This window comes from Shinella sp. GW821-FHT10F02 (assembly GCF_058809275.1).
On the sequence record NZ_JBXASL010000002.1, the window covers coordinates 590559 to 607960 of the forward strand.

Genomic DNA, 17402 nt, shown 5'->3' on the forward strand with positions numbered 1-17402 from the left:
CCCCAGCGCAGGGAAGGTCTGATTCGGCGATTCCGGTACGCCTGTGCAAATAAATTGCATCGCCGTACACTTTTGCCCGCCCCTTGAGCAAAAAATGCCTAAGCAATGGGCAGATCAAGAGGCTTCCTTGAGAATTGCCGAGAAGAGCGGATCGAAGGCGCGGCGGATGGGCTCGGCGGCAGCGCCGAGGGCCACGGCCCAGGGGCCGATCATGCCGAGTTTCAGGCGCGGAAGCGCGCGGTTCTGGCGGTCGGCATTCGACGGGATGAGCGGGAACATTTCGGCGAAAAGCCGTTTGGCCAGCGGTTCGGGCGCGCTGCCGGAGAGGATGACGGTTTCGGGGTCGAAAATCGTCTCGACCATGTGCACGGCATGGCGCATGTCGGCGGCGGCGCCCGCCAGCCACTCCAGCACGCGCGGATCGTCCGCCAGCGTCAGCCGCTCGACTTCGGCATAGGCCTCGGTGGTCGCCGAATCGAGGCCGAGATGCTGGAAGAGCGAGGCGAGCGAAGCGCGGTGTTCCAGCGGCGACCGCACCCCGCCGCGCGAAAACAGCACCATGCCGATCTCGCCGGCATTGCGGTTGCTGCCGGTATAGAGCTCGCCCCCGAGGATAAGGCCGGCGCCGATGCCGTAGCCGAAATAGATGCACACGACATGGTCGAGCCCGTCGGCCGAACCGTTCATTCGCTCCGCCGTCGCGCAGGCGCTCGCGTCGTTCTGGAGGCTGGTGGCAAGGCCCGTGCCGGCGGCGAGCGTTTCCACCAGCGGGAAATCCTGCCACTGCGCCATCATCCAGGTATCGTCATCGGAGGGTTCCAGCCCGAAAGGACCGGGCATCGCCACGCCGAGCCCCGCAAGCCGATGCGCGGATTCCGGGATACGGCCGGCAAGATCCTGGCGCACGGTCTCGATGAGGCGCAGGATAAGCTTACTGCCTTCCGCAGGGCCGCCGGGCGGCAGGTTCGCCATGGCCCGCGCAACCTCGCGCCCCAGGAGGTCCACGGCGACGACGCGCGTCAGGTGCCGGTCGATCTGCACGCCGAGCGCGAAGGCCCCCTCGGGCACCAGCCGATAGGGCGTCGAAGGCTGGCCGCGCGCGCCGCGCACCACATCCTCCGAGGCGACGAGACCGTCGGCCTCCAGGCTCTCGATGAGGTTCGAGACGGTCTGCTTGGTGAGCCGCGTGGCGCGGGCGAGATCGGCGCGGGAAAGCGGCCCGTTCAGGCGGATGGCCTCGATGAGGACGCGCCGGTTGTGCGCGCTGGTGCCTTCCTGATTGGTCCCGCTCTTGGCCCGGATCGTCCGCAGTTCGTTCATCGGCACTTCCCTCTTGACACCATTTGAATAATACAGAACATTTAAGTCAAGCCATTTGACTTAATAAGAGACCAGAGAGTTTCAGGGAACTGCGGGGCCGGGTGCCGCGCCGAAACGACTTTACAAACAGGAGGACGCAATCATGTTGAAATCCATAAAGAAGACCTTGCTCGGTGCAGCGCTGATTGCGGCCGTTTCCGCCCCGCACGCCTTCGCGGAGACGACGCTCAACGCACTCTTCATGGCGCAGGCCGCCTATAGCGAAGCCGATGTGCGCGCCATGACCGACGCCTTCACCAAGGCGAACCCGGACATCAAGGTGAACCTGGAATTCGTGCCCTACGAAGGCCTGCACGACAAGGCCGTGCTCGCGCAAGGGTCCGGCAGCGGCTACGACGTCGTGCTGTTCGACGTGATCTGGCCCGCCGAATATGCGACGAACAACGTGCTGGTCGACGTCTCCTCCCGCATCACCGACGACATGAAGAAGGGTGTCTTGCCGGGCGCCTGGACGACCGTCGACTATGACGGCAAATCCTATGGCATGCCTTGGATCCTGGACACCAAATACCTGTTCTACAACAAGGAAATCCTCGAAAAGGCCGGCATCAAGGCGCCGCCGAAGACCTGGGCCGAGCTCAGCGAACAGGCGAAGGTCATCAAGGACAAAGGCCTGCTCGCCACGCCGATCGCCTGGAGCTGGTCGCAGGCCGAGGCCGCGATCTGCGATTACACGACACTGGTCAGCGCCTATGGCGGCGCGTTCCTGAAGGACGGCAAGCCGGCCTTCACCGAGGGCGGCGGTCTCGAAGCGCTGACCTACATGGTCGACAGCTACAAGTCCGGCCTCACCAACCCGAACTCCAAGGAGTTTTTGGAAGAGGACGTGCGCAACGTCTTCCAGAACGGCGAGGCGGCCTTCGCGCTCAACTGGACCTACATGTACAACATGGCCAATGGCGGCGAAGACAGCAAGGTCAAGGGCAAGGTCGGCGTCGTGCCGGCACCGGGCGTCGAGGGCAAGAGCGAGGTTTCGGCCGTCAACGGCTCGATGGGCCTCGGCATCACCGCGACGAGCAAGAGCCCGGAAGAAGCCTGGAAATACATCGTGCACATGACCTCGCAGGAGACGCAGAACGCCTATGCGAAGCTCAGCCTGCCGATCTGGGCCTCGTCCTATGAGGACCCGGCCGTCACCGCCGGCCAGGAAGAGCTGATCGCCGCCGCCAAGCTCGGGCTTGCCGCCATGTATCCGCGCCCGACCACACCAAAATACCAGGAGCTTTCCACGGCTCTCCAGCAGGCCATCCAGGAAGCCCTGCTCGATCAGGCCTCGCCTGAGGATGCCCTGAAATCGGCTGCGGAAAACAGCGGCCTCTGATTACCCGGACTTGCGGGCGGTTCCGGCCGCCCGCACACTGACCACCCAGACGATATGAAGAGGACGCTATGTCCAGCACCTGGATGACGACCCGGGCATGGCTGCTCATGCTGCCGCTTCTGGTGATCATGATCGCCGTGATTGGCTGGCCGATGATCGATACGGTCCGGCTGTCCTTCACCGATGCCAAGCTCGTCGGCACGGGCGGCAGTTTCGTCGGCATCGACAATTATGTGAAGATGCTGTCGAGCAGCAATTTCCAGCGCGCGCTCTACGCCACCACCTGGTTTGCCGTGGTCTCCGTAACAGCGGAAATGGTGATCGGCGTTCTCGCCGCCCTCCTGCTGAATCAGCAATTCTACGGTCGCGCCGTGTTGCGTGCCCTGCTGATCCTGCCATGGGCGCTGCCGACCGTCGTCAACGCGACGCTGTGGCGGCTGATCTACAATCCGGAATACGGCGCGCTGAATTCAGCGCTGACGCAGATCGGCCTTCTCGAAAGCTATCGCTCCTGGCTCGGCGAGCCGGGCACCGCCATGACGGCGCTCATCGTCGCCGATTGCTGGAAGAATTTTCCGCTCGTTGCCCTCATCGCTCTCGCCGCCCTCCAGGCCGTGCCGCGTGATATCACCGCCGCGTCGCTCGTCGATGGCGCGGGTCCCTTCAACCGCTTCCGCTTCGTCATCCTGCCCTATCTCGCCGGCCCCCTGATGGTGGCGCTGGTGCTGCGCACCATAGAGGCCTTCAAGGTGTTCGACATCATCTGGGTGATGACGCGCGGCGGCCCGGCCAATTCGACGCGCACCCTGTCGATCCTCGTCTATCAGGAGGCCTTCTCCTTCCAGCGCGCCGGCTCGGGTGCCTCGCTGGCGCTGGTCGTCACGCTCATCGTGACGGTGCTGGCGGTCGGCTACGGCATGCTCGTGCGCCGCACCGCGGGGAGCGCCACCTGATGGAACGCCGCAGCCTTCTCGCATCGATCCTCATCTACGGCGCAGCCCTTCTGCTCGCCGCCGTCATCCTTGCGCCGATTTTCTGGCTGTTCGTGATGAGCATTTCGCCCGCTGCCGATCTCGTTGCGCGGCCCTTGAAGTGGTGGCCGAGCGAGATGGATTTTTCGCGTTATGCCACGCTGCTCTCGACCATTCCGAACAGTGCCGGTGCCGCCTTTGTCGCCTCGCTCGTCAACAGCATCCTCGTCGCCGGCATGGCGACTGTCGCCGCGATCGTGCTCGCGGTTCCGGCCGGCTGGGCCGTGTCGCGCACGCCGTCGATCGGCTGGTCGCTGTCGCTGGTGATCGCCACCTATATGCTGCCGCCGGTGGCGCTTGCCGTGCCACTCTACATGGCACTCGCGACCTTCGGGCTGTTGAATTCGGTGTTTGGCCTGGCGCTCGTCTATCTCAGCATCCTGGCGCCCTTTACCACCTGGCTGATGAAATCCGGCTTCGACGGCATCCCGCACGAAATCGAGCAGGCGGCGATGATCGACGGGGCGAGCCTCTTTGCCACGCTGCGCATCGTCACCCTGCCGCTCGCCATGCCCATAGTCGCGACCTCGGCGCTCTTCGCCTTCCTGCTCGGCTGGGACGAATTCTTCTATGCGCTGCTCTTTACCTCCGACCAGCGCGCGCGGACTCTGACGGTCGCTATAGCCGATCTCGCGGGCGGGCGGGTTTCCGACTACGGGCTGATCGCCACGGCCGGGGTGCTGGCAGCACTGCCGCCGGTGCTGGTCGGCCTCATCATGCAACGTGCCCTGATTTCGGGCCTCACCAGCGGTGGTGTGAAAGGATGACGATGAACACGACGACACGACCGGAAGGCCTTCAGGCAATCGACCGGGAAATGGCCCGGCAGCATGCCGATGCGCTCGCCTCTTTCCGCAAAAATCGCGAGGTGGCGGAGAAGGCTGCCGCCAGCCTGAGGCGCACCGGCAAACTCCTGCTTCTCGGCATGGGCGGTTCGCACGCCGTCGGCCGCGCCGTCGAGCCGCTCTACCGGCGTCTTGGCGTGGATGCGATCGCGCTGCCGCTCTCCGAACAGCTCGGCGCGCCGCTGTCGCTCGATGGCCGCACGGTCTTCATCACCTCGCAATCCGGCGAAAGCGCCGAAGTGCTGCGCTGGTTCGACGAGACCGGCGGCAATGCAGAGACCTTCGGGTTTTCGCTGGAAGGCAGCTCTTTCCTCGCCCGCACCGCACCCTGCCTCGTCGGCGCCGGCGGCACAGAGCAGGCCTTTGCCGCGACCCGCAGCCTGACCGTTAGTTTTGCGCTGCACCTCGCCATCCTCGCCGCTTTGGGCCAAGACCCGGCACAGGCGATCAGCGCATTGGAAAACCCGCAGGAGCCGGCAATCGATGAGGCGCTTGCGACGCTCTCCGACGTGCGCTCGGTGGTGACATCGGGACGGCACTTGCAAGGTCTCGCCGAGGCTATCGCACTTGGCCTGACTGAACTTTCCCGCGTGCCATGCTTCTCGTTGGAGGGCGGCCAGCTGCGGCATGGGCCGATGGAGATGCTGTCGCCGGAGATGGGCGTCATCCTCTTCCGCGGCGACGATGCGACGGCGGATCTCGTGACGGCGATGGCGACCTCGGTGGTCGAGGCGGGGGCGAAGCTGGTGCTGTTCGACGCTTCCGGCCGGCCGCCGGTCGCGGGTGCTGCGACGATCAGCTTCCCCGCCCTCAATGGCCTTGCCGCCGTCTTCGCCATGCTGCCCACCGCCCAGCGGTTGATGATCGCCTTCGCCGCCGCGCGCGTTGAAGATGCCGGCACGCCGGTGCGCTCGACGAAGATTACCCGGAGTGAATGAGTGAGACCGCTTGCCGTCGTCGGAAACGTCAATGTCGACCTGATCATGGGGCCGGCCGCCCCCTGGCCGCAGCCGGGCACGGAGACCATCGTCGACCATGACGAGCTGCGCGTCGGCGGCTCGGCGGGCAATTCGGCGCTCGCCTGGATGGCGCTCGGCACGCCCTTCGAGATCGCCGCCAGCATCGGCGCCGACCAGTTCGGCACCTGGCTGGCGAAAGGGTTTGGCGATCATGCGCGGCATTGGCCGGTGCATGGTGACAGCACGACGCTGTCCGTCGGCATTACCCATCCGGATGGCGAGCGCACCTTCTTCACGACGCGCGGGCACCTGCCGCTGTTCAGCCTGGAGGATGTTCTCGCCGTGCTCGACGGCCCGCGGCTCAAGGGCGGCATCGCGCTCCTCTGCGGTTCGTTCCTGACGGAGAAGCTGGTGGAGGATTACGACCGCTTCTTCGACTGGGCGGATCGCCATGACATCACGGTGGCGCTCGACACCGGCTGGCCGCTGGATGGCTGGACCGAGCGGAATAAGGCGGCGGCAAGGAGATGGCTGTCGCGCTGCCGGATCGCGCTGTTCAACGAGGTGGAGACGACGAGCCTTGCGGGCGTCTCAGATCCGGCAGAGGCGAGCCAGGTGCTGCGGCAAGGCATGCCGGCGGATGCGATTGTCGTGGTGAAATGCGGGCCGAACGGCGCGATCGCCGTCGACGCGAACGGCACGATTTTCCGTGCCGATGCGCCACGCGTCACCGTCGTCGACACGATCGGCGCGGGCGATGTCTTCAATGCCGCGTTTCTCGCGTCCTTTGCGGCGGGCGAGGGGCTGGAGGCGAGCCTCACGGCCGGCATCAGCGTCGCCTCGCGCGCCATTTCCACCCATCCCAGAACCTACGTCCCCACCTTGCAGGAAGCCGTGGCATGAGCACCCTGACAATCAGCGCCATCCGCAAGAGCTACGGCAGCGTCGAGACGCTGAAGGGCATCGACATCGCGCTCGAAAGCGGCGAGTTCCTCGTGCTGCTCGGGGCGTCCGGCTGCGGCAAGTCCACGCTGCTCAACATCATCGCCGGCCTCGCCGAGCCGACCAGCGGCGACATCCGCATCGACGAGCGCTCGATCATCGGGGTGCATCCGAAGGACCGCGACATCGCCATGGTGTTCCAGTCCTATGCGCTCTATCCCAATCTGACCGTGCACCGGAACATCGGTTTCGGCCTGGAAATGCGCAAGGTGGACAAGGCCACGCGCGATCGAGCGGTGCAGGAGACGGCGAAGCTGCTGCAGATCGAGAACCTCTTGGACCGCAAGCCCGGCCAGCTTTCCGGCGGCCAGCGCCAGCGTGTCGCGATCGGCCGCGCGCTCGTGCGCAATCCAAAGATCTTCCTGTTCGACGAGCCGTTGTCGAACCTCGACGCGAAGTTGCGTATGGAGATGCGCACCGAGCTGAAGCGCCTGCACCAGCTGACGAAGACGACGGTCGTCTACGTGACGCATGACCAGATCGAGGCGATGACGCTCGCCACGCGTATCGCTGTGATGCGCAACGGCCGGATCGAGCAGCTCGACACGCCGGAAACCATCTACAACCGTCCGGCAACGCTTTATGTCGCGACCTTCGTCGGCGCGCCGCCGATGAACCTGCTGGCGGGAGCGGCGGACAAGGGCGGTGTGCGGATCAACGGCACGGATATCGCCGTGCCCGTGCCGGGCCTCGAAAGCGTTCCGCCGGGCCGCCGCCTGGTGCTCGGCATCCGGCCGGAGGCGATCGGGACGTCCGGGCAGGGCTTACCGCTTTCGGCACGCTGCGAGGTGGCGGAATTGACCGGGCCGGAGCTTGTCGTCACGGCCACCATCGGCAGCCAGCGCCTCGTCGCGACCCTGCCGGCCTCGACAAAAATCAAGCCGGGCGACGAAATCGCGCTCAGCGCCGACCCTGCCCTGTTCCACGTCTTCGACGCGGAAACGGAGCAGCGCCTGAACTGACCCCGCCTATTTCGCGGCGGCAAAAGCCTCGGTGATCGCGGCATAGACACGCATCATCGCCTGTGCGCCGCCGGCGGCGATGTAGAAATCGCCGGAGGGCAGGTAGACGACCTGGCCCTTCTGCCACGCAACGGTCTGCGCGACGAGTTCGTTGTCGAGCGTGATTTTTGCATTCTGGTCGTTGGAGCCGATCGCGGCGGCGCGGTCGAGCACGATCAGCCAGTCCGGGTTCGCCTCGCGGATGAACTCGAACGATACAGCCTCGCCATGCGTCGCCGCCTGAACATCGGAAATCGCCGCCGGCAAGTCGAGCGAACGGTGCAGCCAGCCGAACCGCGAGCCGGGGCCATAGGCCGTGACCTTCGGTCCATTGGTCATGACGATGAGCGCCTTGCCCTTGCCGGCAACCGCAGCGCGGGCTTTCTCGACGGTCGCGTTCAGTTCCTTGACCGCGGCCTCCGCCTCGGTTTCCTTGCCGAAAAGACGGCCGTAGGTCGAAAGCCGCTCGCGCGCCTGTTCCAGCAGGTCGTCGCCGTCCATCGTCATATCGATCGTCGGGGCCACCTGCGTGGTTGCGTCTACCTTCGTCGAGGAGCGGCCGCCGAGGATGATGAGATCGGGCGCGAGCGCGCTCAGCGCTTCGAGGTCCGGCTCGAAGATGTCGCCGACGACAGTCGCGCCATCCTTCAGATGGGAAAGCTCCTGGAGGTAGAGATTGGATGGCAGGCCTGCCGGCTTGACGCCGAGCTTGTCCAGCGTATCGACCGCCGCGATATCGAAGACAGCGACGGTCTCGACCGGCGTCTCCACGGTCTTCGGTCCGGCTGCCGTGCCGATTTCGAGTTCGGCGGCAAGCGCAGTGCCGGCGGCAAGAAGCGCAACCGTTAGCGCGAAAAATTTCAAGCAGGCCTTCATCTTGGTCTCCGGTAGGGCGGTCCCGGCGGCGAGCCGGGACCGTATCCGTCAGAACGTGGCGCGCAGGCTCACGATGAACGAGCGTCCGGGCTGGTAGAGCGGCGTCACCTCGCCGAACTCCTGGCCGTAGGTGGCGCGGTCGGAATAGGTCTCGTTGAAGATGTTCTTCACCTCGGCGCGCAGCGTCAGGTTCTGGTGCGTCGGCGGCTTGTATTCGACGAAGCTGTTGACGACCTGATAGGCCTTGAAGGCGGGGCTGCCGTCCGGAACCTTGTCGTATTTCGGCGCAAGCTCCACGTCGCCGCCGACGGTGAGGCCCCAATCGGCGAAGGTGTGGGCGGCGGAGACAGTGATGATCTCGCCGACCGGCGTCGTCAGATAGGTGCCGGTATCGGAATCGGCCGGTTTGCCGTCGATCAGCGTGTCGATATTGGCGTATTTCACGCGGACATAGCCATCCGCCCAGTCATAACCCGCACCGATCGAAAAGCCTTCGGATTCCACCTGGCGCGCCGCATAGGCATAGGCGTAGCGGGCGGCGCGCGCATTGTCCATTTCGGTGCGGAACACCGAGCCTTCGAGCGTAAAGCCGTTGTACTTGGCGACGAGGCCGACCGTGTAGTTGTCCGATGTTGTAGGCTTCGGCTCGGGATCATAGGTCCAGGCCGGGTTCATGATGAAGTTTTCCGCAAGCGGAATGCCGGCCCATACGTGGGAATAGCCCGCCTTGGCGGTCAGATATTCCGGAATGATGTCGTATTCGCCGGAAATGTTGCCGCTGAGGCCGGAATTGTTGAATTCCTGGCCGCCCGTGCCGGTGAACCACTGATGGTCGGCACGGCCGCCGAAGGAGAGCCGTGTGCGCTCGAAGGGCTCCAGGCGCGCCTGCACATAGGCGCCGAGGTTTTTCGCCTTTTCCGTCGCCGGCTCGAACAGGTCGTCGAGCTCCGCCTTGTCGTCGTAGAAGTCGACGCCGGCGGTCACCGTGCCGATGGCGGTGTGGAAGCGGTTTTCGAACTTGCCGTTGAACGTGCCCGTCGTGCCGGTGACGTCATAGGTTTCCGGCACGGTGCCGGGCTTCAGATAGACCTTGGTGGCGACGTCCGTTTCGCCATATGCGAGCACCAGCTTCGGATCCCACCAGCCTTCCGGCGTGGCGTCCGTATAGGTGAAGACCGTGTTCTGGCGGTCGAGCCGGTAGTCGCGGATCAGCGGTTCCCAGGGCTTTGCGCCGGTCGTCGAGCCCATATTGGCGCGGAACGGGCGCGGCGCCTCGTCCTTGATCGCCTCATGGCTGATCTCGATGCGGTCGCCGCTCTCGAATTCATAAGCGACCTTGCCGATACCGCTCAAGAAATGCGTGCGCGTGCCGAGCACCTCGTCGCCATTGCCGGCGGAAAATTCCTCGCCGCGGCCGATGTTGAAATAACCGAGATATTCGAAACCGTCCTGCTTGCCGAAGGTCGAGAGGCCGGTGGTGAAGATGTTGCCGTTGGTGTTGAAGCTCGAATTGACGAAGCCGCCATAGCCGTTGCCGTCGAGGAAATCGCCGACATCCTTGGTCTCGTAAACGATCGAGCCGGCAAGCGCACCCGGGCCAGCATCGGCCGGGGCCACGCCCTCATCGACGCTGACGGCCTTCAAGAGCGTCGGGTCGATCAGCGTCGTCGCATTGTGGTGGAAGACCTTGTTGTTCTGGCGGCTGCCGTCGATGGAGATGGCGAGGTTGGTTTCCTCGATGCCGTTGACATAGACCTTCTGCGACATGGGCAGCGAGCTGCCGACCTTGACGCTCGGCTCCTCGCGGAACACGTCCTGGATCGTGGCGGGGTTCTTGCGCTCCAGATTCTCGGAGGTGATGTTGAGCTCGCTCACGTCACCCTCGCCGACCTGCTCGCCTTCCACCGTGATGCGGTCGAGCGTCGTCGAGCCGTTTTCGACCGAACCGGTGACGAGCGGCGAAAGATGCTTGGACGTGACGATCGCCGTGCCGTCCGGGGTGATCGAATGCTGCGTCTCGGTGCCTTGCAGAAGCGCTGCAAGCGCCTCCTTCGGCGTGAACGTGCCCTTCACCGCCTTCGAGGTCACGCCGCGCGAGGTGGCGGCGGCAAGCGACACCTGGAGGCCGGACTGCCGGCCGAAGGCGTTGAGGGCGGCCGCCAGCGACTGCGCCGGGATATCGAAGGCCATGGCGCCGATGCGGGCAGTTTTCGCCTGGGCTGCCGCCGGCTGCACGGCCGCCTGCGGCAGGCTGAACAGAAGTGCCGCCGCGGTGGAAACCATCAGCCTGGTGAAGAAGACGGTGCGCACACGCCCCTTGGCGCGCGTCGTGTTCGATCGATCGCTATGCAAACGCATTTTACCCCCGGTGTCATCCTTCGGGATGCGCTGCCCCAGGCGCGCATTCCCGGTGCAGAGACGACCGCCTCGGGGATATTTTTCACGCCCTCTGCAATTTTCCTGATTTTTCCCGAAAAGTTTTAAACAAGTTCAGAACCGCGTGACGATGCGGGCATAGGCGGAGACCGAGCGCACCTTGCCGCCAAGCGGCTGGACGAGGGCGGCGAGCGCGCGGTCCGGGTCGCGCAAGTCATAAAGTCCGGTGACGCGCTGGCGGCCGAGCGCGCGGTCCGGCACGCTGATCCAGGCCGGATGATAGCGCCGCAGCCTTGCGACGACGCTGTCGACGGTGACGTCGTTGACGAAGAGCAGGCCGTTGCGCCAGGCGCCGATTTCTTCGAGCGGCACGGTGGCGTGGGTGATCAGGCCCGTCTCGCCATCGACGGTCGCCATGTCGCCCGGGGCCATTTCGGCAACGCCGCGCGCCGCACCCTCGCCGGAAATGCCGACCACGCCGCGGGCGAGCTGCACCGTCGTCGCCGCATCGTCGAGCGCGACGTCGAAGGCCGTGCCGAGCACGACGACCTTGGCATTGCCGGCATCGACGGTGAAGGGGCGCTTGCCGTCATGCGCCACGTCGAAGAAGGCCTGGCCGGAGAGAAGGCGCACATGGCGTCCCTGCGGCGTCAGGTCGACATCGATGGCGCTGTCGGCGGAAAGGTTGACCGCGCTGCCATCGGCGAGCGTCACCACCCGGCTTTCGCCCGTGCCGGTGCGGAAATCGGCCTGCAGCCAGATCATCAGGGCAGGTGCGGCCAGCACAAGCAGGAGGGCGGCGGCGAGCGCGAACACCGCGCCGGTGGCCCACATGCGCCGGCTGCGGCGAGGCAGGGCGGGTGCCGGGCGGGCCGGCCACAGGTCTGCATGGCGCGGCTTCACCTCGCCGAGCGCCTCCCAGGTCGCGAGCGCGGCGCGCCAGGCGGAGCGGTTGGTCTCGGTGCGCGCCAGCCATTCCCCGTGTTCGCGCAGGGTTTGCGGACAATCGGGGTCGGCCTTCAGCCGCAGCAGCCAGTCCATGGCCTCTTCCACCGCGCGGCGCTTTTCGCTGTCGTCCTGAATCAAGATATACCCTATGCCCCGGCGCTCCGTGCCGTGCACGGTTCTAGCCGAATATCGAATTGCTGCGTAGGGACGATTTGCGCGCGATTTTTTTTCACGGCGGGCGCCTGCCCGTCACGAGGCGCTGCCGAGCTTGAGCGTGATCTCTACCAGTGCGGCACGCACATGGCGGTGGGCGGTGGCGACCGAGATGCCGAGATGGGCCGCGACCTCCTCCAGCGTGTAGCCGCCGAACCGGTGCATTTCGACCGCGACGCGCACATCGAGCGGAAAGCCGTCGAGCACCTCGGTGATCATGCGCACCTCGTCGGATAGCAGCACCGTCTCCTCCGGCGTCTCGATGGCGCGCGGCATGGACCAGAACGGCGGCTCCGTGTCACGCTCCCGCATCTCGATCTTGCGCCGCTTAATGAGGTCAAGGCACAGGTTGCGCACGATGCGGTAGAGATAGGCGAGCGTCTGGCTGGCCGAGGCGCCATAGGCATTGGCCGGCGAGAATCGCAGGAAGGCGTCCTGCACAATATCCTCCGCCGCCTCGCGCGAGCCGAGGATGCGCGTCGCATAGCGAACGAGGGCAGGGCGGTGGGTCGCGTAGAGCAGCGAGGTGGCATCTCCCTCCGTCACGGCGCGATCCTTCTACAGAAAAACAAAACGCCGCCGCGGCGCGGAGACCGGCGCACGACACACCCACGATCTTCGGCATCGCCAAGCGCCGCCGCCATTGCCACCCTTTCAAAATCCATCGGCCGTGCTCATGCCGGCGACCGCTTCTGCATGAGAAATAGCTTAACTTGATTTGCGTAGTCAAGTTTATATCAATGAAAAATGGCCGGCTTCCCTCGCCGGGAAAACATGAGTAAAGACGTTATGTTTTTGACGGCGCGGGGCGCAGGTTCCGGCCGCCGTCCAGGGATGAAAGGGAAGGCCATGCTCGAATCCGTCGCCTATCTGGAAACCGCCAGCGGCTCGAAATACCTGGTGCAGCTCTGCAAACATTTCGCGCACAAAATCACGGTTTCCTATTCGGAAACCCATGGAGAATGCCAGTTCTCCTGCGGCACCAGCATTCTCGATGCGGATGAAAAGGGCCTGCGCCTGGTCGCGACGTCCGAGGACGAGGAGGGCCTTGCCCAGACGCAGCACGTCATCGAATCGCATCTCCTGCGTTTCGCCTTCCGCGAAGAACTTCAGCCGCTCGACTGGCGGCGGCAGGATGCGTCCCAAACCACGACATGACTGCTGCCGCCGCAAAACCGCGTCTTCGAACCGGAACGATCGCGGGCCTCGGGCTCGCGGTGCTTTTTGTGCTGAGCCTTGCCGTAGGCGTCAGCCCCTTGCCGCTGAACAGGGTGCTGAGCGATCCGGAAGCGCTCCAGCTTCTCGTCGTCAGCCGCCTGCCGCGCACGCTCGCGGCCGTGCTCTGCGGCGCCGGGCTGGCGATCGCCGGGCTGATCATGCAGACGTTGTCGCGCAACCGCTTCGTCGAGCCGGCGACCGCCGGCACGGCCCAGAGCGCGGAGCTCGGCATCCTTCTCGTCACGCTTCTCTTCCCAGCCGCCGCCCTCTGGGAAAAAACACTCGTCGCCAGCGGCGCGGCCCTTGTCGGCACGTCGGTCTTCCTCGCCACTGCCCATCGCCTGCCGCCGGCGCAGCCCTATCTCGTACCGCTGTTCGGCATCGTCTATGGCGGCGTCATCGGCGCCGCGGTCACCTTCGCCGCCTGGCAGGCCGACCTCCTGCAATTCCTCTCCGTCTGGACCAATGGCGATTTTTCCGGCGTGCTGCGCGGGCGCTACGAACTGCTCTGGATCGCGGCGCTGATGGTCGCCGTCGCCTGGCTCATCGCCGACCGGCTGACGATCATGGCGCTCGGCCGCGAGGCGAGCATCGGGCTCGGCATCGATTATGCCCGCATGATGCAGATCGGCCTCGTCATCGTCTCCGTCATCACGGCGCTCGCCGTCACCGTCGTCGGCATGATCCCCTTCGTCGGGCTGGCCGTGCCCAACATCGTCTCGCGGCTGATGGGCGACAATGTGCGCGGCACGCTGGGCTGGGTCGCGGCCGGGGGTGCGGGGCTGGTGCTCGCCTGCGACATTGCCGGCCGCCTCATCCGCTACCCTTACGAAATCCCGGTCGGCACGGTGATGGGCGTGGTCGGCGGCGCAGTCTTCCTCTGGCTGCTCTTCCGGGGACGTGCGTATGGCTGAGCGTCGCCTTCTGGGCCTTGCCGCCGCGGCCCTTCTCGCCGCGGTCGCGTTCCTGGCGATCGGCCTCAGGGGCAACATCGCCTTCGTGCTGGAACTGCGCCTGCTGAAGCTCGCGGCCCTTGTGCAGGTCGGCGTGGCGATCGCCATTTCGACGGTGATCTTCCAGACCGTCACCGGCAACCGCATCCTGACGCCCTCGATCATGGGGCTCGATGCGCTCTACCTCTTCGGCCAGATGCTGATGGTCTTCCTGCTCGGCGGCGTCGGTTACGTGGCGCTCGATCCGCAGCTTAAATTCGGCATGGAGGTTCTTCTCCTGATGGCGCTCGCCGCCGCTCTGCTGCTGCCCATGTTGAAAAGCCGCCTCGACATGGGCCTGATGCTGCTCGCCGGCGTCGTCTTCGGCGTGCTGTTCCGCAGCCTCTATTCCCTGCTCGCCCGCCTCATCGACCCCAACGAATTCGCCGTGGCGCAATCGGCAAGCTTTGCCAATTTCAATGCCGTGCGCACCGACCTGCTGGTCTTCGCCGCCATCGTGACCGTCATCGCCGCCATCATCGCCTGGCGTGCGCGCCATGTGCTCGACGTGATCTCGCTCGGACCGGATACCGCGACCGGCCTCGGCGTCGGCTGGGCCGGAACGGTGACCGGGCTGCTGCTCGTCGTCGCCGCCCTCGTCGCCGTCTCCACCGCGCTGGTCGGCCCGGTCGCCTTCTTCGGCCTGCTGGTCGCCGCCCTTGCCGAACGCATCGTCGACAGCCGCCGCCATGGCCTGCTGCTGCCGGCCGCCGCCTTTGCCGGCATCATCGTGCTCATCGGCGGGCAGACGCTGTTCCAGCATGCGCTCGGCAATGCGACGGCGCTCGGCGTCGTCATCGAATTCGTCGGCGGGCTCGTCTTCCTCCTGCTGCTGGTCCTCGGGAGCCGCAAATGATCCGCATCGAAAACGTCTCCTTCAAGCACCGGGCGACGCAGATCCTCACCGATATCACCCTGACGATCCCGAAGGGCGGCGTCGTGGCGCTGATCGGCCCGAACGGCGCCGGCAAATCCACGCTGCTCTCGCTCATCGCCCGGCTGCACCCACTCCAGGCGGGCACGATCGAGATCGACGGCCTGCCGGTCAACACGACACCCGGCCGGGAGCTCGCCAAGGTGATCGCCATCCTGCGGCAGGACACGGCGGTCGCAAGCCGCCTGAAGGTGCGCGAATTGGTCGGCTTCGGCCGTTTCCCGCATGGCCGCGGGCGCCTGACCGAGGCGGACCATGCCATCATCGACGCGGCCATCGCCCAATTCGACCTCGCCGATCTGGCCGATCGTTTCATCGAGACGCTCTCCGGTGGCCAGCGCCAACGCGCCCTCGTCGCCATGGTTTTCGCGCAGGGGACGGATTACCTGCTGCTCGACGAGCCCCTGAACAATCTCGACATGTATTATGCCCGCGAGCTGATGCGTTCGCTGCGCACCGTCGCCGACGAGAAGGGCAAGACCATCGTCATCGTGCTGCACGACATCAACCAGGCGAGCGCGCATGCGGACCGGATCATCGCCATGAAGGCGGGCCGCATCGTCGCGGATGGCGCGCCGTCCGCCATCCTGACACCGGACAGGCTGGAAACCGTCTTCGGCTTCCCCATGCGCGTGGAGACGATCGAGGGAAAACCCTTCGTGCTGCACCAACTCTAGACTTCTGCTGTTGACTATCATCCAGGCCCGTTCATCTTGCTCGGCATTCCATTGACGCAGAGGCAGGCATGACCGACCAGACCCGAACAGCGCTTATTGCCGGCGGGGCCGGCGGCATGGGAGCGGCGATCGCCGCGCGGCTTTCGGCCGCCGGCTATGCGGTCGCCATCGCAGACCTCGCCGGCGAACGCCTGACGGCAGCGGCGGAAAAGCTGCACGCCGAGGGACGTGACGTGCTTCCCGTGCCGCTCGACATGCGCAAGATCGCCTCCTGTGCCGCCGCCGTCGAGGCGGTGCTAGGCTGGCGGGGCCGTCTCGACGTGGTCGTCAACGCCGCAGGCGTTTGGCGGGAAGGCGAGGCCGGGACGATGACGGAAGACGATTGGGACATCGTCATGGACGTCAATCTCAAGGGCGCGTTCTTCCTGATCCAGGCCGCCATTCCGCATCTTGGCCCCGGCGCCTCGATCGTCAACATCGCGTCCGATGCCGGCCTCGTCGGCAACAACGGCGCGTCGATCTACTGCGCCTCCAAGGGCGGGCTCGTGCTGCTCAGCAAGGCCCTGGCGCTCGAACTCGCGCCCCGCCAGATCCGCGTCAATGCCGTCTGCCCGGGCGACGTCGCAACGCCGATGATCGAGTTCCAGGCGGAGCGTTACGGCGGCGGCGATCCGGACGGCTACAAGGCGAAGCTGCTCTCCAACTATCCGCAAGGGGCAGCGGCGCGTTTCATACGGCCGGAAGAGATCGCCCGCATGGTCGCCTATCTCTGCGAGCCGGACGCAGCCCCCATCACCGGCGCGGCGCTGTCCATCGATTTCGGCGTGACGGCCGGTTACTGAGGAGGGACGGATGCAGCGCAGGACGGCGATCATCACGGGCGCGGGCGCCGAAGACGGCATCGGTTTCGCCTGCGCGCGGAGCCTGGCGCAAGAGGGCTTTGCCGTGCATCTCGTCGCGACGAGCGAGCGCATTTTTGCCCGCGCGGAGGCGCTGCGCGGCGAAGGCTTTTCCGCGACGGGCCATATCTGCGACCTCACGGTGAAGGCCGAGGTAGAAAAGCTCCGCCAGGTGACGGGGCCGGCCGGGGTGCTCGTCAACAATGCCGGCATGGGCAGCGTCTCGGAGCCGGCGCTCCAGCGAACTTTCGTCGAACTGGAGGAGGGGGATTGGGATCGCGGCATCTCGGTGAGCCTCAAGACCACCTTCCTCGCGACCCGCCTCTACCTGCCGGACATGCTGGCCGATGGCTACGGCCGGATCGTCAACGTCGCCTCGGTGACCGGACCCTATGTCGCCAATCCGGGCGAGACGGCCTATTCTGCCGCGAAGGCCGGGATGGTGGGGCTGACGCATGCGCTGGCGCTCGAAGCCGGCCCGCAGGGCGTCACAATTAATGCCGTGGCGCCCGGCTGGATCGAGACCGGCGCCTCGACCGAGGACGAGCGCCGTGCCGCCCGGGCCACCCCTTGCGGGCGCGCCGGCCGGCCGGACGAGGTCGCCGCGGCCGTCGCCTTCCTCGCCTCGCCGAAGGCGAGCTATATCAACGGCGCCGTGCTCGTGGTGGACGGCGGAAACATCGTCCAGGAGCGCAAGGCCTGACCCGCCTCGCGCCCTGGAGCCGAGCAA

At 65.7% G+C, this 17402-nt stretch carries 17 protein-coding genes; 12 read left to right on the forward strand and 5 right to left on the reverse strand.

The annotated features are described in order from the left end of the window. Window positions 1–114 precede the first annotated feature (114 nt). Window positions 115–1320: an ROK family transcriptional regulator gene (locus AC1RWL_RS08595; protein WP_493094273.1), complete on the reverse strand. Its 1206-nt coding sequence runs from the start codon at window positions 1318–1320 to the stop codon at window positions 115–117. Between the two features lie 142 nt (window positions 1321–1462). Between AC1RWL_RS08595 and AC1RWL_RS08600 the strand changes: the two genes are divergently transcribed. The 6 genes from AC1RWL_RS08600 to AC1RWL_RS08625 all read left to right on the forward strand — a co-directional run bounded on the left by AC1RWL_RS08600 (window position 1463) and on the right by AC1RWL_RS08625 (window position 7500). Then, window positions 1463–2701 (forward strand): extracellular solute-binding protein, encoded by a 1239-nt coding sequence (locus AC1RWL_RS08600; protein WP_439617517.1) that lies wholly within the window; start codon window positions 1463–1465, stop codon window positions 2699–2701. Window positions 2702–2769: 68 nt separating this feature from the next. Beyond that, on the forward strand, window positions 2770–3654 hold the full coding sequence (locus AC1RWL_RS08605) for a carbohydrate ABC transporter permease (protein WP_493094274.1): 885 nt from the start codon (window positions 2770–2772) through the stop codon (window positions 3652–3654). Further along, window positions 3654–4499, forward strand: a complete 846-nt coding sequence (locus tag AC1RWL_RS08610) for a carbohydrate ABC transporter permease (protein ID WP_493094275.1) — start codon at window positions 3654–3656, stop codon at window positions 4497–4499. Before AC1RWL_RS08605 ends, AC1RWL_RS08610 begins: the two co-directional genes overlap by 1 nt. Continuing rightward, entirely contained in the window at window positions 4496–5515 is a 1020-nt protein-coding gene (locus AC1RWL_RS08615; RefSeq protein ID WP_493094276.1) for an SIS domain-containing protein, read from the forward strand. Before AC1RWL_RS08610 ends, AC1RWL_RS08615 begins: the two co-directional genes overlap by 4 nt. After that, a complete protein-coding gene (locus AC1RWL_RS08620; protein ID WP_493094277.1) occupies window positions 5516–6439 on the forward strand; it encodes a PfkB family carbohydrate kinase in 924 nt (307 codons plus the stop codon). Then, window positions 6436–7500 carry an ABC transporter ATP-binding protein gene (locus AC1RWL_RS08625; protein ID WP_493094278.1) on the forward strand — a complete coding sequence of 355 codons (1065 nt, stop codon included), beginning with the start codon at window positions 6436–6438 and terminating at the stop codon, window positions 7498–7500. The genes AC1RWL_RS08620 and AC1RWL_RS08625 overlap by 4 nt, the downstream gene beginning before the upstream one ends. A gap of 6 nt (window positions 7501–7506) precedes the next feature. On the opposite strand, the gene AC1RWL_RS08630 is transcribed toward AC1RWL_RS08625, so the two are convergent. The 4 genes from AC1RWL_RS08630 to AC1RWL_RS08645 form a co-directional block, all read right to left on the reverse strand. After that, window positions 7507–8415 carry a siderophore ABC transporter substrate-binding protein gene (locus AC1RWL_RS08630; protein WP_493094279.1) on the reverse strand — a complete coding sequence of 303 codons (909 nt, stop codon included), beginning with the start codon at window positions 8413–8415 and terminating at the stop codon, window positions 7507–7509. Window positions 8416–8463: 48 nt separating this feature from the next. Further along, complete coding sequence (locus tag AC1RWL_RS08635) at window positions 8464–10773, reverse strand: TonB-dependent receptor (RefSeq protein ID WP_493094280.1); 2310 nt, start codon at window positions 10771–10773, stop codon at window positions 8464–8466. A 132-nt stretch (window positions 10774–10905) separates the two neighbouring features. Further along, entirely contained in the window at window positions 10906–11877 is a 972-nt protein-coding gene (locus tag AC1RWL_RS08640; RefSeq protein WP_493094281.1) for a FecR family protein, read from the reverse strand. Window positions 11878–11988: 111 nt separating this feature from the next. After that, window positions 11989–12498 carry an RNA polymerase sigma factor gene (locus tag AC1RWL_RS08645; protein ID WP_256116943.1) on the reverse strand — a complete coding sequence of 170 codons (510 nt, stop codon included), beginning with the start codon at window positions 12496–12498 and terminating at the stop codon, window positions 11989–11991. A gap of 303 nt (window positions 12499–12801) precedes the next feature. On the opposite strand from AC1RWL_RS08645, the gene AC1RWL_RS08650 reads away from it, so the two are divergent. From AC1RWL_RS08650 to AC1RWL_RS08675, 6 genes are all read left to right on the forward strand, one after another. Next, window positions 12802–13110, forward strand: coding sequence for a DUF2218 domain-containing protein (locus tag AC1RWL_RS08650; protein ID WP_493094282.1), 309 nt, complete (start codon window positions 12802–12804; stop codon window positions 13108–13110). After that, window positions 13107–14084: an ABC transporter permease gene (locus AC1RWL_RS08655; protein WP_493094283.1), complete on the forward strand. Its 978-nt coding sequence runs from the start codon at window positions 13107–13109 to the stop codon at window positions 14082–14084. The genes AC1RWL_RS08650 and AC1RWL_RS08655 overlap by 4 nt, the downstream gene beginning before the upstream one ends. Beyond that, a complete protein-coding gene (locus AC1RWL_RS08660) occupies window positions 14077–15018 on the forward strand; it encodes an iron chelate uptake ABC transporter family permease subunit (protein ID WP_493094284.1) in 942 nt (313 codons plus the stop codon). The genes AC1RWL_RS08655 and AC1RWL_RS08660 overlap by 8 nt, the downstream gene beginning before the upstream one ends. Next, window positions 15015–15773, forward strand: a complete 759-nt coding sequence (locus AC1RWL_RS08665) for an iron ABC transporter ATP-binding protein (RefSeq protein WP_493094285.1) — start codon at window positions 15015–15017, stop codon at window positions 15771–15773. The genes AC1RWL_RS08660 and AC1RWL_RS08665 overlap by 4 nt, the downstream gene beginning before the upstream one ends. A 68-nt stretch (window positions 15774–15841) precedes the next feature. Continuing rightward, window positions 15842–16615 (forward strand): SDR family NAD(P)-dependent oxidoreductase, encoded by a 774-nt coding sequence (locus tag AC1RWL_RS08670; protein ID WP_493094286.1) that lies wholly within the window; start codon window positions 15842–15844, stop codon window positions 16613–16615. Window positions 16616–16625: 10 nt separating this feature from the next. Continuing rightward, window positions 16626–17375: an SDR family NAD(P)-dependent oxidoreductase gene (locus AC1RWL_RS08675; RefSeq protein ID WP_493094287.1), complete on the forward strand. Its 750-nt coding sequence runs from the start codon at window positions 16626–16628 to the stop codon at window positions 17373–17375. Window positions 17376–17402 lie beyond the last annotated feature (27 nt).

Excerpts from the sequence above, each read along its gene's own strand:
- AC1RWL_RS08595 (WP_493094273.1), bottom strand. The coding sequence starts at position 1,320 with ATGAACGAACTGCGGACGATCCGGGCCAAGAGCGGGACCAATCAGGAA.
- AC1RWL_RS08600 (WP_439617517.1), top strand. The coding sequence starts at position 1,463 with ATGTTGAAATCCATAAAGAAGACCTTGCTCGGTGCAGCGCTGATTGCG.
- AC1RWL_RS08605 (WP_493094274.1), top strand. The coding sequence starts at position 2,770 with ATGTCCAGCACCTGGATGACGACCCGGGCATGGCTGCTCATGCTGCCG.
- AC1RWL_RS08610 (WP_493094275.1), top strand. The coding sequence starts at position 3,654 with ATGGAACGCCGCAGCCTTCTCGCATCGATCCTCATCTACGGCGCAGCC.
- AC1RWL_RS08615 (WP_493094276.1), top strand. The coding sequence starts at position 4,496 with ATGACGATGAACACGACGACACGACCGGAAGGCCTTCAGGCAATCGAC.
- AC1RWL_RS08625 (WP_493094278.1), top strand. The coding sequence starts at position 6,436 with ATGAGCACCCTGACAATCAGCGCCATCCGCAAGAGCTACGGCAGCGTC.
- AC1RWL_RS08630 (WP_493094279.1), bottom strand. The coding sequence starts at position 8,415 with ATGAAGGCCTGCTTGAAATTTTTCGCGCTAACGGTTGCGCTTCTTGCC.
- AC1RWL_RS08635 (WP_493094280.1), bottom strand. The coding sequence starts at position 10,773 with ATGCGTTTGCATAGCGATCGATCGAACACGACGCGCGCCAAGGGGCGT.
- AC1RWL_RS08650 (WP_493094282.1), top strand. The coding sequence starts at position 12,802 with ATGCTCGAATCCGTCGCCTATCTGGAAACCGCCAGCGGCTCGAAATAC.
- AC1RWL_RS08655 (WP_493094283.1), top strand. The coding sequence starts at position 13,107 with ATGACTGCTGCCGCCGCAAAACCGCGTCTTCGAACCGGAACGATCGCG.
- AC1RWL_RS08660 (WP_493094284.1), top strand. The coding sequence starts at position 14,077 with ATGGCTGAGCGTCGCCTTCTGGGCCTTGCCGCCGCGGCCCTTCTCGCC.
- AC1RWL_RS08665 (WP_493094285.1), top strand. The coding sequence starts at position 15,015 with ATGATCCGCATCGAAAACGTCTCCTTCAAGCACCGGGCGACGCAGATC.
- AC1RWL_RS08670 (WP_493094286.1), top strand. The coding sequence starts at position 15,842 with ATGACCGACCAGACCCGAACAGCGCTTATTGCCGGCGGGGCCGGCGGC.
- AC1RWL_RS08675 (WP_493094287.1), top strand. The coding sequence starts at position 16,626 with ATGCAGCGCAGGACGGCGATCATCACGGGCGCGGGCGCCGAAGACGGC.